A 17,523-nucleotide genomic window follows, 5' to 3' on the forward strand; every position below is an offset into this window, starting at 1 on the left:
CAGCTTTTCTATGTCACCTGGCTCTGTGCGCTTATAAGCCCGTACCGGGGAGCATGCTGACATCTGCTTAGCTGAAAAGCCCTTAGGTCCCGGCGAATAATGGCAGCCCCAACTGCCCGACCCGGCGTAGCGGTATGGCAGGCAGGCTTCACAGGCAGGTGCTCTGGTGAAAAACTTTACCTGGTTGCACAGACAGGAGCTCACCTGAAATGATGAACTCTTTTATCCGGCCCCTGCCGCTGTAGGCGTCAAATATCAGTTGAACGGGCAATGAAGTGGTATGCCCGACCCTGTAGGGGGGCGCACCTGCTTTCTCTTTGACTGCCTTTTAGCCATGTCTTATTGTTTAAGACCTCCACCGTCCTATATTCCTCCTCCCCCATCTCAACCCCCGGGGCCACCAGTTTCGCCTCCGCCCAGCTCAGCTTGTAGAGGCGGGAGAGGAGAAGGGCGATCTGGGCTTGCAAGGCGGTGTTGATCGTGAAGAAAATGCCTCCAAAAACAAAACAGCCAGCCTTCTCCACAGGAAAGCCGGCTGTTCCAGTCTCTTCAATGCTGAAGCTGTTTTTACATCGCGCGCAGGGCCTTCACCAGGTAGGTGAGGGAGAAGGGCAGTGCGACCCAAAACCACTCGTTCATAAAAATCAGCATGAGGATGACGACAGCAGTGGACACTAAGAAAAGGATCCAGTCCATTGCTGTTGATTTATTTTCTGCATTTGCTTCCATATCTCGATTGTTGATTCTGTTATTGATTGCCGATAGGTGGCCGGTGCCATCCCGTTCAGAGCCAAAAATAAGAAGTATTCCCAAATTGCCCAAGGTATCGGGCAAATCCTGCACCTGAACATGGGCCTTGACCGGAGCGTTTTGACAGAAAACCGAAGAATGAAATACTGTTGCACCGTTTTGATCGCGCTCTTTGTTGCCTCTTTTTCCTTATTCAGCCAAGAGGACCCACCATTGCCGGGCGTTTTCTACCTGGAAATCCGGCAGACGGTAGAGCCGGAGGAATTTCCTCAAAGGCAGTTGAGGGTATATCGCATGCAGGGAGAGGCCCTTACCATTCTCATCGAAGGATTTGACGACCCGGAAGCGGAGGTGTCTGTCAATCGGGTGCTGTCTAAAACATGCTACAACGAGATATTACAGGAAGCAGAGCGCAACCGCCTGATGGCTGTGGGGACGGACTGCGTAGCGTACACACCGGTTGCCCGACCCTCTCTTAAAACGGAATTGAAAATTCAGTATAAAGGTGAGACCAAAGTCTGCTATTCTTACGATAAGCCATTTGTACCGGCACTGCAGCAGGTACTGCAAAAGCTCAATACCTGCATTCCAAACCAAGACCATAAAGTGATCCTGCCTCAGCGCTCGCCACAACTAGATTAGAAGCTAAACAAATTCCCGATAACCGAAAACGGTTTCAAAGCCCTTGACTTTGAAGTACTGCTGTACGGCTTGCGCGGGCTTTTCACTAATGGCCATCACAAAGTCGCCTCCCCAGGCCCCGAGCGATTTGACGACGCCTGGGAAGTTAGGGAAGTGCTTTTCCTTTACAGTGGGTAAGCCTAAAGTTTTGGAAAGTAACGCTTCGTGTTCTTCGAGTACCAGGGTGGCTTCGGTAGCAGTGCGTGCTTGTAAGAAAAGCAGTGTCAGTTCCGAAAGACGGTCACGTAGCTTCTCAGTGCCGCTGCCCCGGCTGCGGTACCGGGCAATGCCCGCCCGGCTGTCTTGTTTGCGCCCCAGAAAGGCGAAGGAGATTTTATCTGAAAAAGTAGGTTGGTAAGGGACCTCCACGTAGGAAGGCTGTCCCTGCCTCCGCTGAAAAAGCACTGGGTGCTGACTGTTGGCGCAGGCGATGTCATAGCCCGATCCGCTGAAGGTGTCTTCCAGAAGTTGAAAAGGGTCGATACCAGCCCAGCGGGCAATGCCAGCAATGAGCGTGGAACTGCTGCCCAGCCCCCATTCCCTGGGGAATTCCAGCTGGGTTTCAAAGGCAAGGTAAGGTTGATTGCTCCAAAAGCCAGGGCGTTGCTTTTCGATGCCCTGGAAAATAGTCTCCAGCCGCTTGCCGGTCTGTAAATCATTGGCCTGTAGGAGCATCCCACCGGCAGCGAATTTACCTTCGAACCAGGTGGAGCCATTCATTAATCTGCTTTCCCAGCTGTGGTGTGCGGCCTGTGGTGCAGTTCTTACGCGGAGCCACTGTCCGCGGCTGAGCGGCAGACCGAGTGCCAGTGCCCCGTCGAGTACGGCATATTCGCTGGTCAGCAGGACTTTACCGTTGGTATGAATCGCTTGTTCGATGGTCGTTAGGTTTTGCTATTTTTTCAAAAAGTGTTCGGGTACGAGCCGGTTATTGCGGCTTTGTTTGATGTAGTCGCGCACAGCAGTAAAGGACACCACCTTGTCGGCAAAGAATGCCGTAGCTTGCTCCTGCTCTTGCGGTGTCGCTTTGAGGTGGTTCAGGATGTTGAGCAGGTGCATTTTCATGTGCCCCTTTTGAATGCCTGTGGTGACGAGTGAACGCACGGCTGCGAAGTTTTGTGCGAGCCCGGTCGTGGCAATGACCATCATCAGGGTTTCTGCACTCGGATGGCCCAACATTTCCAGAGACATGCGGGCGATAGGGTGGAGGCGGGTCAGCCCACCAACAGTACCTACCGCCAGGGGCAGGTCCATCCAGAATTTGAAAATCCCATCCTTTACCGTGCAGCTGCTGAGGCTTCGGTAACGGCCGTCCCGTGCCGCATAAGCATGTCCGCAGGCTTCAATGGCCCGGAAGTCATTGGCGGTAGCCAGTACCACAGCATCAATGCCGTTGAAGATTCCTTTATTATGTGTCGTTGCCCGGTAGGGATCGATTTGAGCAATACGGATGGCTTTGGCAAACTTCTCCGCAAAGGTACCTGCATCCATATTCTGTCCAGCAGCATCAAGGGCTTCCACGGGGCATTCCACCCAGGTGCGGACGATGCACTCGGGGGTATAGTTGGAGAGAATGGCCATGATAATGTCCAGAGCGGCTTCTTCCCGGCGAAGGACTTCGTGGGTTGACGCCAGCTGTTGCAGGCTCATGCCAAATTCTTCCAGTACGGAATTGATGAAGTTGGCGCCCATGGAGTCGCAGGTTTCAAATGTAACACGCAGTTGGAAGTAACCTGGCTCTTCAGCAGTGAGGTCCACCAGCTCAATATCCTGAATACCGCCCCCCCGCTTTTCCATATTGGCGGTAATGTGGCGGGTGTCTTCCCGGAGCTGCTGCTCGATATCAGGCATAGCTGCTTTAAGGGCGGCTCCATTTCCAGTCCAGCTAAAGTGTACCTGCCCGACCTTACGGGTAGACAACACTTTGGCATGAAAACCACCCCGTTTAGACCAGAATTTTGCGGCGCTGGATGCGGCCGCAACTACTGAGCTTTCCTCAATCACCATGGGCATCGCGTATGCCTCACCGTTGATAATAAAGTTGGGGGCAATGCCAAAGGGAAGGAAGTGGTTGCTGACAGTGTTTTCACTAAAACCGTCGAAAATACGCTGCTGCTCAGCATCTGCATGCCAAAAGGTCTTGAGCTCCTCGATGGTTTCCTGTGGTTTTTCGAAAAACTGTTCTGCAATCCAGGTCAGTTTTTCTTCTTTGGACAGGCGTGAAAAACCTGAAATCGTCTTATCCTGCATGTTTATAGGTTAAAGTAGCAGTGCGTGCACCGCTTTATTCGCTGTTTTATCGTACGCGGAGAAAGGCGTTGGCTAATTCAAGGCCCTCTATTTGGGCGGCCACATAGGCCTGAAGTTCTTCGTAGCTGCCACGGGCGTGACGAAGGAAGCCGGAAGCCTGCCCGTATATAGAAGGTGCATTCAGCTTTTGCGTCAAATAATAACCGTCGAGAAAAGTCCGCACGCCCCCGGAAATGATGAACTGCCGACAGGCGGCTTTGTCGCCAAGCTCTTCAATCAATTGGTTGGCCATAAGTGTCATTTCGACCGCGCTGTGCCCTACATGTGCCAGTTGTTCGTAAATGGTGGCTTTGACCTCATCGCCCCGTAGCATTTCCAGTCGCGCAAAGTTGGTGCCTCCATTTGCGGCAAAGTCAATGGCAGCAAGGGGGAGCTGCATAAGCGCCCGAAGGCTTTCCATGCCCATGCCCTGCCCCACTTCTTTGACGATAATGGGTAGGTTTATTTTTTCAAGTACTATTTCTATGACCTGCAGGGAGCTGCGCACAAAACGGTCTCCTTCCGGCTGTAGCCATTCCTGCAATGGGTTGACGTGGATAATGAGGCCATCTGCTTGCAATTTATCGGTCAGTTCCCGTACCCTGTACAATTCTCCATGGTCGATGAGCTCTTCTAGTTGAGCTACCCCCAGATTGGCGAATAGCGGAAGGTCATCTCCGATTTCTTTGCGGACATCGAAGTCGGGCAGGCTATCGTTACTGTACAGCAATGGGCGGCAGGAGCCCAGCCCCATGCCCATACCGAACTCTTTACAAGCCCTGGCCAGATTGTGGTTAATGGTATTGGCCCAATCTGTCCCTCCAGTCATACTAGATACCCATACCGGCGCGCGCATGGTTTTGCCCAGGAACAGGAAGCTTTTAAGGCTGCCCCGTTCCGGATGGCCGGACAGGAGGGGTTCGTAGTAGAACCGCTGGTCTAGGGTGCCACTTTCCACCTGGGAGCGGAACGCCAGTTCAATATGGTCACGCTTTCTGGATGAAGCCGTGGGGTCTTCCTTGGGAGATAATGTGTCCACATCTAAGGGTTTACTCGCAAAGGTCATAAAAATCGTGGTTTTGTCCAGCAAAAATCAGCTTTAGGTTGGCCAGCATCTCGGTGCGGGCTTCGGAACGATGAAACAACAGCCTCCTTAAATGGTTGCCGCATACACTTGGTTTGTAGGTGCTCAGGCAAAGTGTGGATATTTTTCTTTCGGGTCAGGAAACTTTTTTTTTCCGATCTCAGTTGATGGTCGTGTGAAGGGTAAATTGCAGCGCAAACAGTGGAGCTGCAGCTTCTTAGCTTCAGTCAGCATCGTGCGGATTTACAATGCCCGGGAGTTTGCTGATTGCTCAAAAATGCTATCTTTATGGTACAGACGAAGGAAATAACAACGATGAGCAGTTCGAACAGCAACGTTTTCGAGGAAGAATTTCTGCCTCAAATTGATGCCCTGTACACCTTCGCGTACCACCTGACCTATAACGAGGAGGACGCTAACGATCTCGTGCAGGAGACTTACCTCAAAGCTTATCGTTTTATCGATAGCTACAATGCCGGAACCAATGCCAAAGCCTGGCTGTTCCGAATCCTCAAAAACGCTTTCATCAACCAGTACCGGAAGAAGAGCAAGCAGCCCACACAGGTTGACTATGAGGAGATCATCAACTACCACGACGAAGAAGATTCGAGCCTTACGTCCTACCACGACCTGAGAGAAGAGATGTTTCAGGGTATGATGGGTGATGAGGTGACCAATGCGATTAATGCATTGCCGGTCGATTTCCGTGTGGTGATTTTGCTTTGTGATGTGGAAGGGTTCACGTACGAAGAGATTTCCAAGATTGTGGATATCCCTCTCGGTACGGTTCGTTCCCGCCTGCACCGGGCCAGAAATATGCTAAAAGAACAATTGAGAACATACGCGGCGTCTTTGGGCTACAAAGACAAACGCAAATAATTCGTTAACCTACTACTCAAAGTAGTCCGTTGGTGGAGCCTGCTGTGCATGGCACTCAGGCTTCATTGCCGGCTATCCTTAAACGCAAAGAGATGCAACGCCTTATCCACAAACACCAATTTTCACATACGCTACCGTGCCCGTATCCGGTAAGTACGGATGGTGTGACGGTGCCATTCTGGCGGAGCCTCTGTTTTACGTTAACCGGGCGGACTACCCAACAGTAAAAAACGTATCACAATGAGAGATCAGAACTATCAGGAACTCGTCAGAAAAGTCACGATGTATCTCGACAACGAACTCAGTGAAAGCGACGAACGAGAACTGCTGATTGAAATCAAATCCAACCCCGCCTACCTGAAAGTCCTAAGTCAGGAAAAATCCTTCCGGGAGTTTATTAAGAGTAAGATCCATCGCCGAAAACCTTCCCCTGCGCTCATTCAGTCCATTAAAGATAAGATTAGAGTTACTACAGCTTAGCTTGTGTACTTTTGACATCCTTGGCTTAAGAAGCCTGACAGCTGCTGTCTAAATGCTGACTGCAGCTGTTTTTTAATGCCAGTACCCTTCTGATTTCAAGGCTATAGCCCGATTGTAGAGTTCAAGGTCCGCCTGATTGAGCGCTGCAATGCGTTGGCGTATGGCTTTGTCCGTTTTAACAGTTGAAGGAGTCGGGTTTTTTTTAATTAGGAAGGCTTCTTCCGGGATATCCCAAGACAGCTTTTTGCTTAGGAGCCTAATATCCTGCAGGAACTGCTCCTGAAAACCCAGAAAAAAGAGGTCGGTTAGTTCCAGCCCTTCAAGAAAACGAGCCATCACATTTTGCCGTTCTTCCAGTTCAATAAAAGTTTCCAGGTCGTAATTGTGGCGTACGGTTTTGCCGGCTTCAAGCCGCTCTGCCTTCTTTTTCCGATAGTAGCGAAAGTTGGACAGGACCCGCTCTACCGGATCGCGCAAAAAAGTAATCAATTGGGTTTCGGAATCATGATAGGGCGAAATGAATGCCCGGTAAGGAAGATGCCCGTGCAAGACATGGTATTGCTCCGGATGAAGACTTACAAGCGCTTTACCTTGCCTTTCTAGCCTGCCCCTATTGATATTTAAGACCTGATCTTTTCCGTAGGTCAGCTCAAGTAAATGCCGTAGCGTCTGACCAGCTGTTTTGGGGATGTGTATGGAAATCAGGGATGGCTTCATTTAGGAAGTGATTTTAGCTCCAGAGCTCCTGTTCTGAAAGTTGTTTGGCTTTTTCGTAAAGTGCCAGGTCTTTTTCATTGTAAGCCCGGATTTTTAAAATGAGTTCTTCCGACAGAGAGGGGGCGGATTGTCTGGCTTTCGTGTTGTCATTGATACGAAGAGCCAAGTGCTCAGCATTCAGTTGCCAACCCAATTTCTGTCCCAATTTTCTAATATCCGTATCGAACTGATCCTGAAATCCGACAAAGAAAAATTCATTTAGAGGCATGCCCTCCAAGTACTTGCAGATGATATTCCGCCGGGTGGACCTACGAATAAATCTTTCAAAAGGAATCAGCTCTTTGGTAGGGTCTCTTCTTTTCAGGGCAGGGTATTCTGAAGAACAATAGAAGTAGTAATTAGAAATAACACGGTCTACAGGATGGCGCAACCAGGTAATATATCTGGAAGTGGGCAGCCCTACTTTTGATATTTGCTGGTAGGGAAGGTGCCCATGTATAACGGGGTAGCGATGAGTGGGATAGTCTTCGAGCCTCTCCTTGCGATTAGCCAGATAATGATGGTCCAGGGATAAGACACCATTCACACCGTACTGAGATCTAAGAATTTCCCGGAAGGTCCGTCCTGCTGTTTTTGGGATATGTATAGATAACAAATGAGGGTATGGTGGACCGGTAAATCCACGCCACCTTTGCTTCAATTGCCTCAGTAAGTCACGTCCGGATGAAGAAGTGAACAAAATTGGATGGTTTTATTGAATACAAATAAAACCAAAAAAAGTCAGACTTAAAGAGCATCAGGTTAGAAACCGGGGACGCCAATAACCCTGCGATCGAAGCCAAGTAGCCTCTTCATAGAGCGCCATATCTTCCGTATTGAGTGCCGCAATGACTTGCCGGGAGTCTTTTGAGATAGCCTGGTGCAGATTAGGTTTGGAGGAGTTGACGTTAATACGCAGCTGGAAATGCTCCACTGGCAGTGACCAATTCAGTTTTTTAGCAAGCTGCCCCAGGTCTTCGGAATAATGTTCCTGCAGGCCGACAAAGAAACAATCCCGAAGCTGTAATTCTCCTAAGAACCGGGTCATGACATTACGTTTTTTGGGAAGATGCACATACTCTTCCAATGTCATAAGCTGTAGGTGAGGGTCTTTCTTTTTCCGGGTCACATAGCCGTTGGTACAGTAGAAGAAATAGTTAGATAGTACCCGTTCCACAGGGTGCCTTAGCCAGGTGATCCACCTGCTTGCCGGAGTAGCGAAAGGCTGCAACTGATCAAAAAACAGGTGCCCGTGCACTACAGGATAATTCCTAACAGGATAGTCTTCCAGGGTCTCATTTCTTTTTTTGAGAAACTGATGATCCAGCGTCAGGACGCCGTCCTCTCCATAATGGCATTTAAGCGCCTGACGAAAGGTCCGTCCAGCTGTTTTAGGGATATGAATACACAGCAGCTCCGGGTACATTTGGTTTGCCGAAGCCGCTTCCTTTCCCTTGAATATGCTGCTTAGATCACGAAAAAGCTTCACAAAAACTGTTTTGAACCTCTAGTGTAAATATCCGGCTGCTCTATTCCCTTGACCACCCTTCCACAGGTCAAGCCACCCACTAAAAATCAGTCCCAATGGAAAGATAGAACATGGGGTCCTGAACCACGCGGGTTTCAATGCCCCAGGCATAATCCACCCGAACAAAATAGCCAAATAGCATAGCCCTTAGCCCTGCGCCGTAACCTGCGACAATGGGGTCGCGGAAATAGTTGACCCTCACAGAGACCAGACCACTGTTGTCCACTACTGAAGTATTCAGAGGGTTCTCTTCGCTATAGGGGTCGTTGCCTTCCCAGGCGGTACCCACATCAAAGAAGCCCACGACCTGGAAGTTACGGAAGAATTGTGAGCGTACCCGCTTCGAAAAATACTTGAAGATGGGCATCCGCAGCTCAATATTGGACAAAATGTATGAGCTGCCATTTCGAATGTTCAGGTCAAACCCCCGCATATTGGTGGCCAACGCCTGAAAGGCAATATCCTCTCCGGAAGCCGGAATGGGAATCTCGTTGTTGAAGCTGTTGAACAGCCAGTTGTCCACACCGCCCAGGAAGTAGACCATGCGCTCTGAGCCGAAAGAAGTAGCCCCGGCAGCGCGCAAGGCGATTACAGAATGTTTCAGGAACCGCTGATAGTGGCGGGCATCAAAGCCGACAATGCCCATAGCCCCGCGGGCAAAGTCAAAGGAAACTCCATCAGTGAAGCCCAGGTCGAATTTCTTAACCCCTTCCACAAAAATCTTGTATCGGGAGCCATTCTTGATATTGAGCGCCACATCCAGCGTGTTGTCAAACACATACTCCAGCCTGAGCCCTGCCCGCTGCTCACTGGTAGTAGGCACTTGCAGGGAACTGCGCTCTGTGGCGAGTTGAGTAACCCGGTCTCTGCGCAGGGTACCCGTTGCCCGCAGGCTGCGGAATATGTCCAGCGGATAGCGCACGCCATACTGGCCAAGCAGGATATTCACTTCCCGGCGGCTGGGCACAAAGGAAAGGCTTTCTGATGAGAATTGCTGGTTACGCCGGTAAATGGCATACTGCCGGTCCAGGCGGCGTTTTTTGTCTTTAAAAGTCACAAAGTATTCGGTCCCGTTAAAGGTGGTGGGCACCCGAACGCCGCCTTCAAATTCGTAGTCCTCAAACAGGTCTTTGAAGTTCGCTTTGAGCAAAATACCGGGATTGGGCAGGTTGAATCCATCCGGGTTGGCAGCGAAACTATTTAGCCCGTCGAAAAGCAGGCTGTTGTCCAGCTGGGTTGTAACAAAGTCCGTCCTGAATTCCAGGCGATAAGGAATAATCTTCGATGACCGGAATTCGTAAGGCTTTTTAGTACGTAGCCCCGGGCGGTTCATGACATCAGAAAGCTGACGGTCGCTGGTGATAATTCTGACCTGCTCCGGTTCGTTTTCGTTTTCTGGCTCCTGAACTATAATGACGGTGGGCTCACTCTCTTCGTCGTCAAACTCACTTTGGAAAAGGTAGTTGTCAATGTCTACTTTGCCTGTATCTCTCCGGCTTTCATCTACCCGGACTGTATCTACACTGACCTTATCCGACTCGGTCAGGATAGACATGGTAGGCTTCTGCCTTGAGGAAGGGGGCACCTGTTGCTTTTTCTTCGGCTCAACGACCGTTGCTTTTTTGACCTCGGCAGACCGCTGTTGCTGAAATCCGGTTTCCGCAGCGTTGCTGATAGCATCTGAGGGTGCAGGCTGAAAGAGGTGCAACTGATGTTGCCCATTTTCCAAAACCAGCTGAACGGCGCGGTTTGTCCGGCGGGCATTATCCTGCCTAAGGATATTTCGGTGGTAGTTGGTGTTAGGCTGGGTCACAGCCCGCTTTTTGATCACAGGCTCTATGATGATGGTATCGATTAGAGTGCTGTCCAGGCTAGACATGGTAGAATCAACATGCAACCTTATTTCAGAGCCATCTTCCAGCTGAATCAGCTGATCATAGTGGTGGATGTACTCCTCAAGATAACCGGACGCCCGATTGTAAATACCCGACGCATCGCTGAGATAGGAAAACCAGGTCGTATCCACTGCCATAGGTTCACGCTCGTTAGCATAAGGGGTGTTGGTAATCCTGACCAGTTCCTCAGAGCGGTCCTCCAGGTCATAATAAAAGAGGTCGAAATCATCGATGGGCAGGATACTGTCCAGCTTTTCCTGCTTCAGCAAGGTGTCCTGACGGTTGGATGCGAAAAGGATGCCGCGGCGGTTATCGATCTCTACATATGTGGCATCGAGGTCATCCCAAAAGTCATTGGTGATGCGTTGGGTCTGCCGGGTATTGGTGTAGTAAAGGAAGATATCAGAATGCCCCCTCACGGTAGCTGAAAAGACCATAGTGATAGGATTGACGTAGGACATGCTGTATACCCGCTGATATTCGGAAGATAGCGGCTCTTCGGTGTGCTTGCCGGTACGTACATTATGGATGCGGAGGTAAGCGACATCTCTTTTTTCGTAGAGGATCGCAATCTCCTGCCCGTTCGGGTTCCAGTCTATGATGGGGTAGTTGTAATCCGTAGCCTGAAAAGCATTTCGGAAACCACCTTTAAAAATGCGGTTTGACTTTCCCTTAGCTATATCATACAGGTAAATCTGATGCTTCCCGATCTCGTTGATGATGTAGGCTACTTGTCGGCCATCCGGGCTGATTTTGGCTCGCGTAACGGGTAAGTTGCGCTTGTTTTTAATGGCCAGTGGAGCAGAGGAAAGTGTGTCCCGGCGCTGTTCTTCCACAGAGTACCGGTCTTTGTAAAATACCGCCCAGTCCAGTCCTACACGCTCGTACGGCATGCCCAGGACATAAAGGAAGCCATTTTCAATACTTCGGTTGATGCGGGTGAGGTAGAGGAGGTTGGACACTTGAGATTTTCCGTATTGCTGACCGATAAAATGCCAAAGCGAATGCCCGGCAAGCTTGGGGTCCCGCTCGGCAAGCAGCTCAAAGCCTTCAAATTCATCGGAAAGAATGTAGTCCCGCAGTTGGTTGTCCAGTTCCGTGTTCCAGCGCTCGCCTACATAACCCACCAACCCTTCTTTGAACCAGACCGGCAGATTCATCATTACCGCATTCTGAACAATCTCCTGAATGTTGGAGCCAAATAGCATAGCATTCAGGTACACACTAGCGATGCCTTCCCGGACCTGCTTGCGTAAATTGCGGTGGTTGCCATCGAAGTAGACGAACACTTTGTTGCCTACAATTTTCGTCTGACCTGCATTATTGACAAAAGTATCCTCACTGCCGATATTGCTTTGCTTGACATCGGTCAGGTCGGTATATACGATAATCTGGATTTTTTCATTGATCCGGTGCTCCAAGACATTCTGGATTTCCTGGAAGTCGTATTCCGCCAGTTGTACTACAGCCTGTCCAATATAGCGCCCTTCACCGTACCAGTAGGTTACGAAGTTATCACTCTCGTACTGTGACCACTCTGCAAAGTCGTCGTGGTACTGCACTCGGTTTTTCCCGAACTCCACCTGTATGCCCTGAGCGGAAACAACAGTGGCTGATAGCAGGAGGCAAAGTAGTGAAAGTAGGTAGGTACGCATATGGAAAATTCGATTTGGGCGCATCGGGCAATGCCGGAGCAGTAGTTTCATGATGTAGTACGCATTATAAAGACAGTCGCACGGGGCCATCGGTTTATATTAAGGCTGGGTAATTTTGCCGCGCAGGCTACTTTATCATTTAACTTGAACGGAAAACAGCGAACTTTCTTTTGCGATTGAACCGCTGGATTAGAGAATTATTGGTAATGCAGGCGTTTATGCCATAGCCGGGCTTTTTTATTTAACTTGCCTCGAAAAATGGCGGAAGTACTCAAACAGACCTTTAATCCTTTCCAGGAAAACACTTACATCGTCTATGATGAGACGGGGGAGTGCATCATTTTCGACCCCGGTTGCTACTCAGCAGAGGAAAGGGCTGCCTTTAAAGCTATTATCGAAAAACAGGAGCTGACGCCGGTTCGCCTGATCAACACCCACTGTCATATTGATCATGTCTTTGGCAACCAATTTGTCATGGACACCTACGGGCTGGAGCTGGAAATGCATGAAGGGGAGGTGCCAGTGTTAAAAGCAGCCCCTCAGTCAGCTTCTATGTTTGGCTTGCCCCTCCCTTCCGGCAATTTTACAGGAGAGCCTGGCCGGTTTATTGAGCCCGGAGAAAAGATCACCTTTGGCAACACTTCCCTCAAAGCGCTGTTCACGCCTGGCCACTCTCCGGCAAGCCTTTCTTTCTTTTGCGAAAACGATCGTTTCCTGATTGCCGGAGATGTGCTTTTCATGGGCAGTATAGGCCGGACCGACCTGCCTGGGGGAGATTTTGATACCTTGATCCGGAGCATTCGGAACGAGCTGATGCCACTCGGTGAGGATGTGACCGTCTACCCAGGGCATGGGCCCGAAACTAATATCGGCTACGAAAAGCAACATAATCCATTCCTGTAACGCCAATTTTTGCTTGATTGGCAACGTTTTATTGTTGATCCTCAACAACTTTAGTGATCTATGAACTGCTTAAAACTTTCCGCTTCTGCGGCCCTGATTTTTCTTTTCCTGCTGCTACCGATGTTCTTAGTAGCCCAGTTTGACCGTCAGGACACCCTCCGTGGGGCGGTGACCCCTGAACGTGCCTGGTGGGACCTGACTTATTACCACTTGGATATTGAAGTTGACCCGGCTGAGCGGACTATTGAAGGGCGGAATACAGTCCAGTATAGAGTACTGGAGCCCGGCAAGCGCATGCAGATTGACCTGCAGCCGCCAATGGCACTTCGGGGCGCGGTGCAAAATGGGCAGCCATTGGAATACAGCCGTGATGGCAATGTTTACTACATACAAATGCCCCAAAGCCTTAAGGCGGGGCAGGTATACGAACTGGTACTGGAGTACGGTGGAAAGCCCCGGGTGGCAGTCCGTGCGCCCTGGGACGGCGGGCTGAGCTGGGACGAAGACGAAAACGGCAACCCTTTCGTAGCGACCTCTTGTCAGGGGGAAGGGGCGAGCCTGTGGTGGCCCTGCAAAGACCATATGTACGATGAGCCGGATAGTATGCTGATCAGCGTCCGGGTGCCGGATTCCTTGATAGAAGTATCAAATGGGAAGCTACGGAGCGTGGAGAAAAACAATGACGGCACCCACACTTTCCATTGGTATGTTGATAACCCCATCAACAACTACGGTGTAAACGTCAATATCGGAGACTATGTAAACTGGTCAGAAATCTATAAGGGGGAAAAAGGAAACCTGGATTGCAATTACTACGTCTTGCGCGGCAACCTGGATAAAGCCAAAACACAGTTCAAGCAGGTGCCGATGATGCTGGAAGCCTTCGAGCACTGGTTTGGGCCTTACCCTTTCTACGAGGATGGCTTTAAGCTGGTTGAAGTCCCTTACCTGGGCATGGAGCACCAAAGCTCAGTCACCTACGGCAATAAATATCAGAATGGCTACCTGGGCATGGACCTGAGTGGTACGGGCTGGGGGCAAAAGTTCGACTTTATTATCATACACGAGGCCGGACACGAATGGTTTGCCAACAACATCACCTACAAAGATATTGCCGACATGTGGGTACACGAAGGGTTTACCGCTTACTCTGAAAACCTCTACCTCGATTATCATTATGGCAGCGAAGCCAGTGCAGATTATGTAATTGGTACCCGCAAGGCGATTATGAATGACCGGCCTGTAATCGGCGATTACGATGTCAATCATGCAGGCTCTTCGGATATGTACTACAAGGGAGCGAATATGCTTCATACCATTCGCACCCTTCTGGGCGATGATGAAAAATGGCGCAGCATACTCCGGGGCATGAACAAGGACTTTTACCACCAAACGGTGACCACGAAACAAATTGAGGATTACCTCATCGAAAAATCAGGGCTGGACCTTCAGCCGGTTTTTGATCAGTACCTGCGCGATACGCGTATACCGGTACTGGCGTGTAAGTGGGAAAAAGGCAAGCTCTCTTACCGCTGGGAGCAAACCATAGCCGGATTTGATATGCCCGTAACTTTATTGCACAAAGGCGAGCCGGTCGCACTAAAACCAGATACGGAATGGCAACGAATCAACCTTAAGCGAACGGATGACCTAAAAGTGCAGCGGGATTTTTACGCCAGGCTACAGATAAAAGATTAGCGACATTGCATAAAGTGTAAATCCTATAGGGAAATAGGGTTAACGGGCAAAGCCCCGTCGAGTACTAACTTGGCGGGGCTTTGCTGTCTAAAGTAGATTATTCCGGTTTTTCATATTGGTTTGGTAGGTTTTTTGGTTAAGTGTGCTTTTTTTAATATAAAAATTGAAAATTTGCGTTTTGTATTGAACATGTTTGGGTGAAATGCTGTAAGTTTGGCATTAAATTCTGACCGGTCATGGGATAGAGCCCTTGTGTATTGATCTGATGCAATCGCAATTCATGCTCTGTTCCCGCCTACTGCACTAACTCGTAAGCCTATTATATTTTGCCCGTGTTGCTTCCTTGTGTGCGCAAACGCACAAACTATTCGTTGCAATGCGCAGATATTTGTAAACCAAAACATTAACCAAAACCAAATTCAGTAAATGAAAGGCTTAACTTTTGGGTTAGCATTAGTGCTTGTACTTATGGCGGCTAAATCTTTGGAGGCACAAGAAAAGACAGCTACAGATGAGAAGGTTCCTGTTCAGGAAATGTGGCTCAAAAAAAAGGAAGACTTCAAATTCAATATCCGGATGATGGTACAGCTATGGTCGCTGTACTCTATGGATCAGGAAGTATATAATGCAGAAACTGGCGAATACGAAGGCGTAGACAACCGCCTGAATACCAATCTCCGCCGGGCGCGCCTGCTCATCGGAGGCGAGCCTTATCCGCGACTGAAGTACTCCCTGGCGATGTTTTACGACCTTGCCGGACGGGACCTGCTCAGCTCAAGCATAGGCGGCACGAACCCTGCCCAGCCCAACTTCGGAGTATGGGATGGCTTTTTCCAGTATCAGCTCACCAAAGGCAGTCAGGCTGCGTGGCTTACAGGGGGCTGGTTCCGTCCGCAAATGCAGCGGGAAAGCATTACTTCCGGCTGGTCGGTCAATTCCTTTGAGAAGTCGATGTCTCAGAATTATGTACGCCGCCACTTAGTAGGCACTGGGCCCGGCCGGGCTGCAGGCCTCAATATTGGCGGGTTGTTTCAGGGAGAAAAGGTAGGGCTCAATTACAACCTTGGTGTTTTCAACCCTTTGACGACAAGCCCGCTGGGGCAAACGGTGGGCCGGGAGTTTGCGCCTTTGATTGCCGGTCGCGCCGTACTTTATCTGGGCGACCCGGAACTGACGAAGTACAAGATTGGGTATGAAACGAACTTTTACAACAAGCGTAAGGGCGTTTCGCTGGACTTCAATGCTTCCTATCAGGGGCAGACGGACTTGTTCGAAGAATCCCTGGCTTTTGGCCCTGGCATGCTGCTCAACTGGGGCCCGCTCAACCTTGATGGAGAGTGGATATTTATGACCCGCTCCAGTACCCGGACAACGGGCGATGGCGCTTCCCGTTCCTTTGATTACACTTCCAATACCGGCCACGTTCGCGTAGGCTACAACATTACGGTAGGCAAGTACATGCTGGAGCCCGTATTCATGGTCATGCAGTTCAATGGCGGTGAAACAGCCGAAGAACAGGCAGATGCTTCTGCGGTAGGGTTCTTCTCAGGCTCAGAGCAGACTTATGATGCGGGCGTAAACTTTTACCTGGACCGCCGAAACCTTAAACTCATGTTGCACTACACCTGGCGCGATGGTGACCCCGGGGCGGCCGGCGATGGTGCCCGGGTTAATCAATTCTTTAGTCAGAGCGGTATTGGTGCCATCCGCCGTGGCAACTGGCTGGGCCTTGGCTTGCACGCCATATTCTAAACCTTAACCAATGATTATCATGAAATTGTCACGTTTACACCACTCCGGCCTGCTGCTGCTAGGCTTTTTCCTAAGTTTTTTCGTAATTTCCTGCCAGTCAGAAGCTGATTCCGAAAAACAAACAGAAACTACTGAGGTCGAAGAGAAGGTAGATGAATCCCTAAAGTCTTCTGTCAAAGCCAATCACTTAGTTGAAACCGCCGATGTAAAGGCGATGTACGATGAAGGAAAAGCCTTCAAAGTCATCGAAATCAGCAAAAAAGAAGCCTTCGAAAAGGGGCACCTGCCCGGCGCGGTTAATTTCTGGCGCCCGGATTACGAAGGCGGAGGATATAACTATGGAGGCATGCGGGCATCACCCGAGGAAATGGCTGCGCTCCTGGGCAGCAATGGTATCAGTGCGGATGACTTCCTGGTGATTTATGATACCAAAGGCAGCGTGGACGCTATCCGATTCATGTGGATGCTTGATATGTACGGCCATGAAAATATGGCAGTCATGAACGGCGGTAAAGCTGCCTGGAAGGCCGACGGTTTTGAACTGGCTACCGAAGCGACCAAAGCCGATCCCGTGCTTTATGCCTTCAGCAATGCTCCTGATTATACCCGGCTGGCCAGTATGGAAGATGTGCTGGCTGCCATGACCGATACGAACTATATTCTGCTGGATACCCGCGAACCTGAAGAGTATCAGGGTGTGCCTTACGTTAGCAAAGGGGTTTGCTACCCTTACAAAAAGGGGGCTTTCACTTACGGACGTATTCCTGGTTCCATACACCTGAACTGGTCAGATGCGGTGGACCTCAACGGAGACCACCGGTTCAAATCACTAAAAGACCTGAAATACAACTTTGAGAAAGCAGGCATTATGCCTGATAAGAAAGTTATTGCGTATTGTCAGTCTGGTGTGCGTTCCGCTCACACGACTTATGTGCTCACTGAAATACTAGGGTTTAAGGATGTAAAAAACTACGACGGATCCTGGATAGAGTGGAGCCACAACTACGTCAACAAAGGGGGCGTAGCTATTGAGCGGGATATTGACGATGCGGAACACAAAAAGCGGTTTGCCGAGCTTGAAGCTGAGCTCAGTAAAGCTGCGGAATAAAATTAAAACCTCCGGTATACCACTTTCAAAATGTGCTGTACCAGAGGTTTTCCCAGGTACAAAAG

Annotated in this window: 15 protein-coding genes; 7 read left to right on the forward strand and 8 right to left on the reverse strand. The window is 49.9% G+C overall.

What is annotated here, in order from left to right:
* Positions 1 to 567: 567 nt before the first annotated feature.
* Positions 568 to 696: a hypothetical protein gene (locus tag MRY86_RS03800; RefSeq protein WP_262501593.1), complete on the reverse strand. Its 129-nt coding sequence runs from the start codon at positions 694 to 696 to the stop codon at positions 568 to 570.
* Between the two features lie 192 nt (positions 697 to 888).
* Here MRY86_RS03800 and MRY86_RS03805 point away from each other — a divergent pair, with 192 nt between their 5' ends.
* A complete protein-coding gene (locus tag MRY86_RS03805) occupies positions 889 to 1,392 on the forward strand; it encodes a hypothetical protein (protein ID WP_293570500.1) in 504 nt (167 codons plus the stop codon).
* Between the two features lie 3 nt (positions 1,393 to 1,395).
* Here MRY86_RS03805 and MRY86_RS03810 read toward each other — a convergent pair whose 3' ends face one another.
* From MRY86_RS03810 to MRY86_RS03820, 3 genes are read right to left on the reverse strand one after another with little or no spacing between them, the layout of a single operon-like run.
* On the reverse strand, positions 1,396 to 2,310 hold the full coding sequence (locus MRY86_RS03810; RefSeq protein ID WP_363325472.1) for a GYDIA family GHMP kinase: 915 nt from the start codon (positions 2,308 to 2,310) through the stop codon (positions 1,396 to 1,398).
* Positions 2,311 to 2,325: 15 nt separating this feature from the next.
* Positions 2,326 to 3,681: a hydroxymethylglutaryl-CoA reductase, degradative gene (locus tag MRY86_RS03815; RefSeq protein WP_293570501.1), complete on the reverse strand. Its 1,356-nt coding sequence runs from the start codon at positions 3,679 to 3,681 to the stop codon at positions 2,326 to 2,328.
* Between the two features lie 46 nt (positions 3,682 to 3,727).
* Entirely contained in the window at positions 3,728 to 4,786 is a 1,059-nt protein-coding gene (locus tag MRY86_RS03820) for an isopentenyl-diphosphate delta-isomerase (RefSeq protein ID WP_293571028.1), read from the reverse strand.
* A 306-nt stretch (positions 4,787 to 5,092) separates the two neighbouring features.
* On the opposite strand from MRY86_RS03820, the gene MRY86_RS03825 reads away from it, so the two are divergent.
* Positions 5,093 to 5,683 (forward strand): sigma-70 family RNA polymerase sigma factor, encoded by a 591-nt coding sequence (locus MRY86_RS03825; protein WP_293570503.1) that lies wholly within the window; start codon positions 5,093 to 5,095, stop codon positions 5,681 to 5,683.
* A 240-nt stretch (positions 5,684 to 5,923) separates the two neighbouring features.
* Positions 5,924 to 6,163: a hypothetical protein gene (locus MRY86_RS03830; RefSeq protein ID WP_044146463.1), complete on the forward strand. Its 240-nt coding sequence runs from the start codon at positions 5,924 to 5,926 to the stop codon at positions 6,161 to 6,163.
* Between the two features lie 72 nt (positions 6,164 to 6,235).
* On the opposite strand, the gene MRY86_RS03835 is transcribed toward MRY86_RS03830, so the two are convergent.
* The 4 genes from MRY86_RS03835 to MRY86_RS03850 form a co-directional block, all read right to left on the reverse strand.
* Positions 6,236 to 6,880: a sulfotransferase family 2 domain-containing protein gene (locus MRY86_RS03835; RefSeq protein WP_293570504.1), complete on the reverse strand. Its 645-nt coding sequence runs from the start codon at positions 6,878 to 6,880 to the stop codon at positions 6,236 to 6,238.
* 13 nt (positions 6,881 to 6,893) lie between these two features.
* Positions 6,894 to 7,619, reverse strand: a complete 726-nt coding sequence (locus tag MRY86_RS03840) for a sulfotransferase family 2 domain-containing protein (RefSeq protein WP_293570505.1) — start codon at positions 7,617 to 7,619, stop codon at positions 6,894 to 6,896.
* 57 nt (positions 7,620 to 7,676) lie between these two features.
* On the reverse strand, positions 7,677 to 8,408 hold the full coding sequence (locus MRY86_RS03845) for a sulfotransferase family 2 domain-containing protein (protein ID WP_293570506.1): 732 nt from the start codon (positions 8,406 to 8,408) through the stop codon (positions 7,677 to 7,679).
* A 79-nt stretch (positions 8,409 to 8,487) separates the two neighbouring features.
* Positions 8,488 to 11,997 carry a hypothetical protein gene (locus tag MRY86_RS03850; protein ID WP_293570507.1) on the reverse strand — a complete coding sequence of 1,170 codons (3,510 nt, stop codon included), beginning with the start codon at positions 11,995 to 11,997 and terminating at the stop codon, positions 8,488 to 8,490.
* Between the two features lie 258 nt (positions 11,998 to 12,255).
* On the opposite strand from MRY86_RS03850, the gene MRY86_RS03855 reads away from it, so the two are divergent.
* The 4 genes from MRY86_RS03855 to MRY86_RS03870 all read left to right on the forward strand — a co-directional run bounded on the left by MRY86_RS03855 (position 12,256) and on the right by MRY86_RS03870 (position 17,458).
* A complete protein-coding gene (locus MRY86_RS03855) occupies positions 12,256 to 12,900 on the forward strand; it encodes an MBL fold metallo-hydrolase (protein ID WP_293570508.1) in 645 nt (214 codons plus the stop codon).
* Between the two features lie 120 nt (positions 12,901 to 13,020).
* Complete coding sequence (locus MRY86_RS03860) at positions 13,021 to 14,598, forward strand: M1 family metallopeptidase (RefSeq protein WP_363325473.1); 1,578 nt, start codon at positions 13,021 to 13,023, stop codon at positions 14,596 to 14,598.
* A 426-nt stretch (positions 14,599 to 15,024) separates the two neighbouring features.
* Positions 15,025 to 16,350, forward strand: coding sequence for a porin (locus tag MRY86_RS03865; protein WP_293570510.1), 1,326 nt, complete (start codon positions 15,025 to 15,027; stop codon positions 16,348 to 16,350).
* 19 nt (positions 16,351 to 16,369) lie between these two features.
* A complete protein-coding gene (locus tag MRY86_RS03870; RefSeq protein WP_293570511.1) occupies positions 16,370 to 17,458 on the forward strand; it encodes a sulfurtransferase in 1,089 nt (362 codons plus the stop codon).
* The last annotated feature ends 65 nt before the right edge of the window (positions 17,459 to 17,523 follow it).

The organism is Phaeodactylibacter sp. (genome assembly GCF_022763345.1).
Lineage (GTDB): Bacteria > Bacteroidota > Bacteroidia > Chitinophagales > Saprospiraceae > Phaeodactylibacter.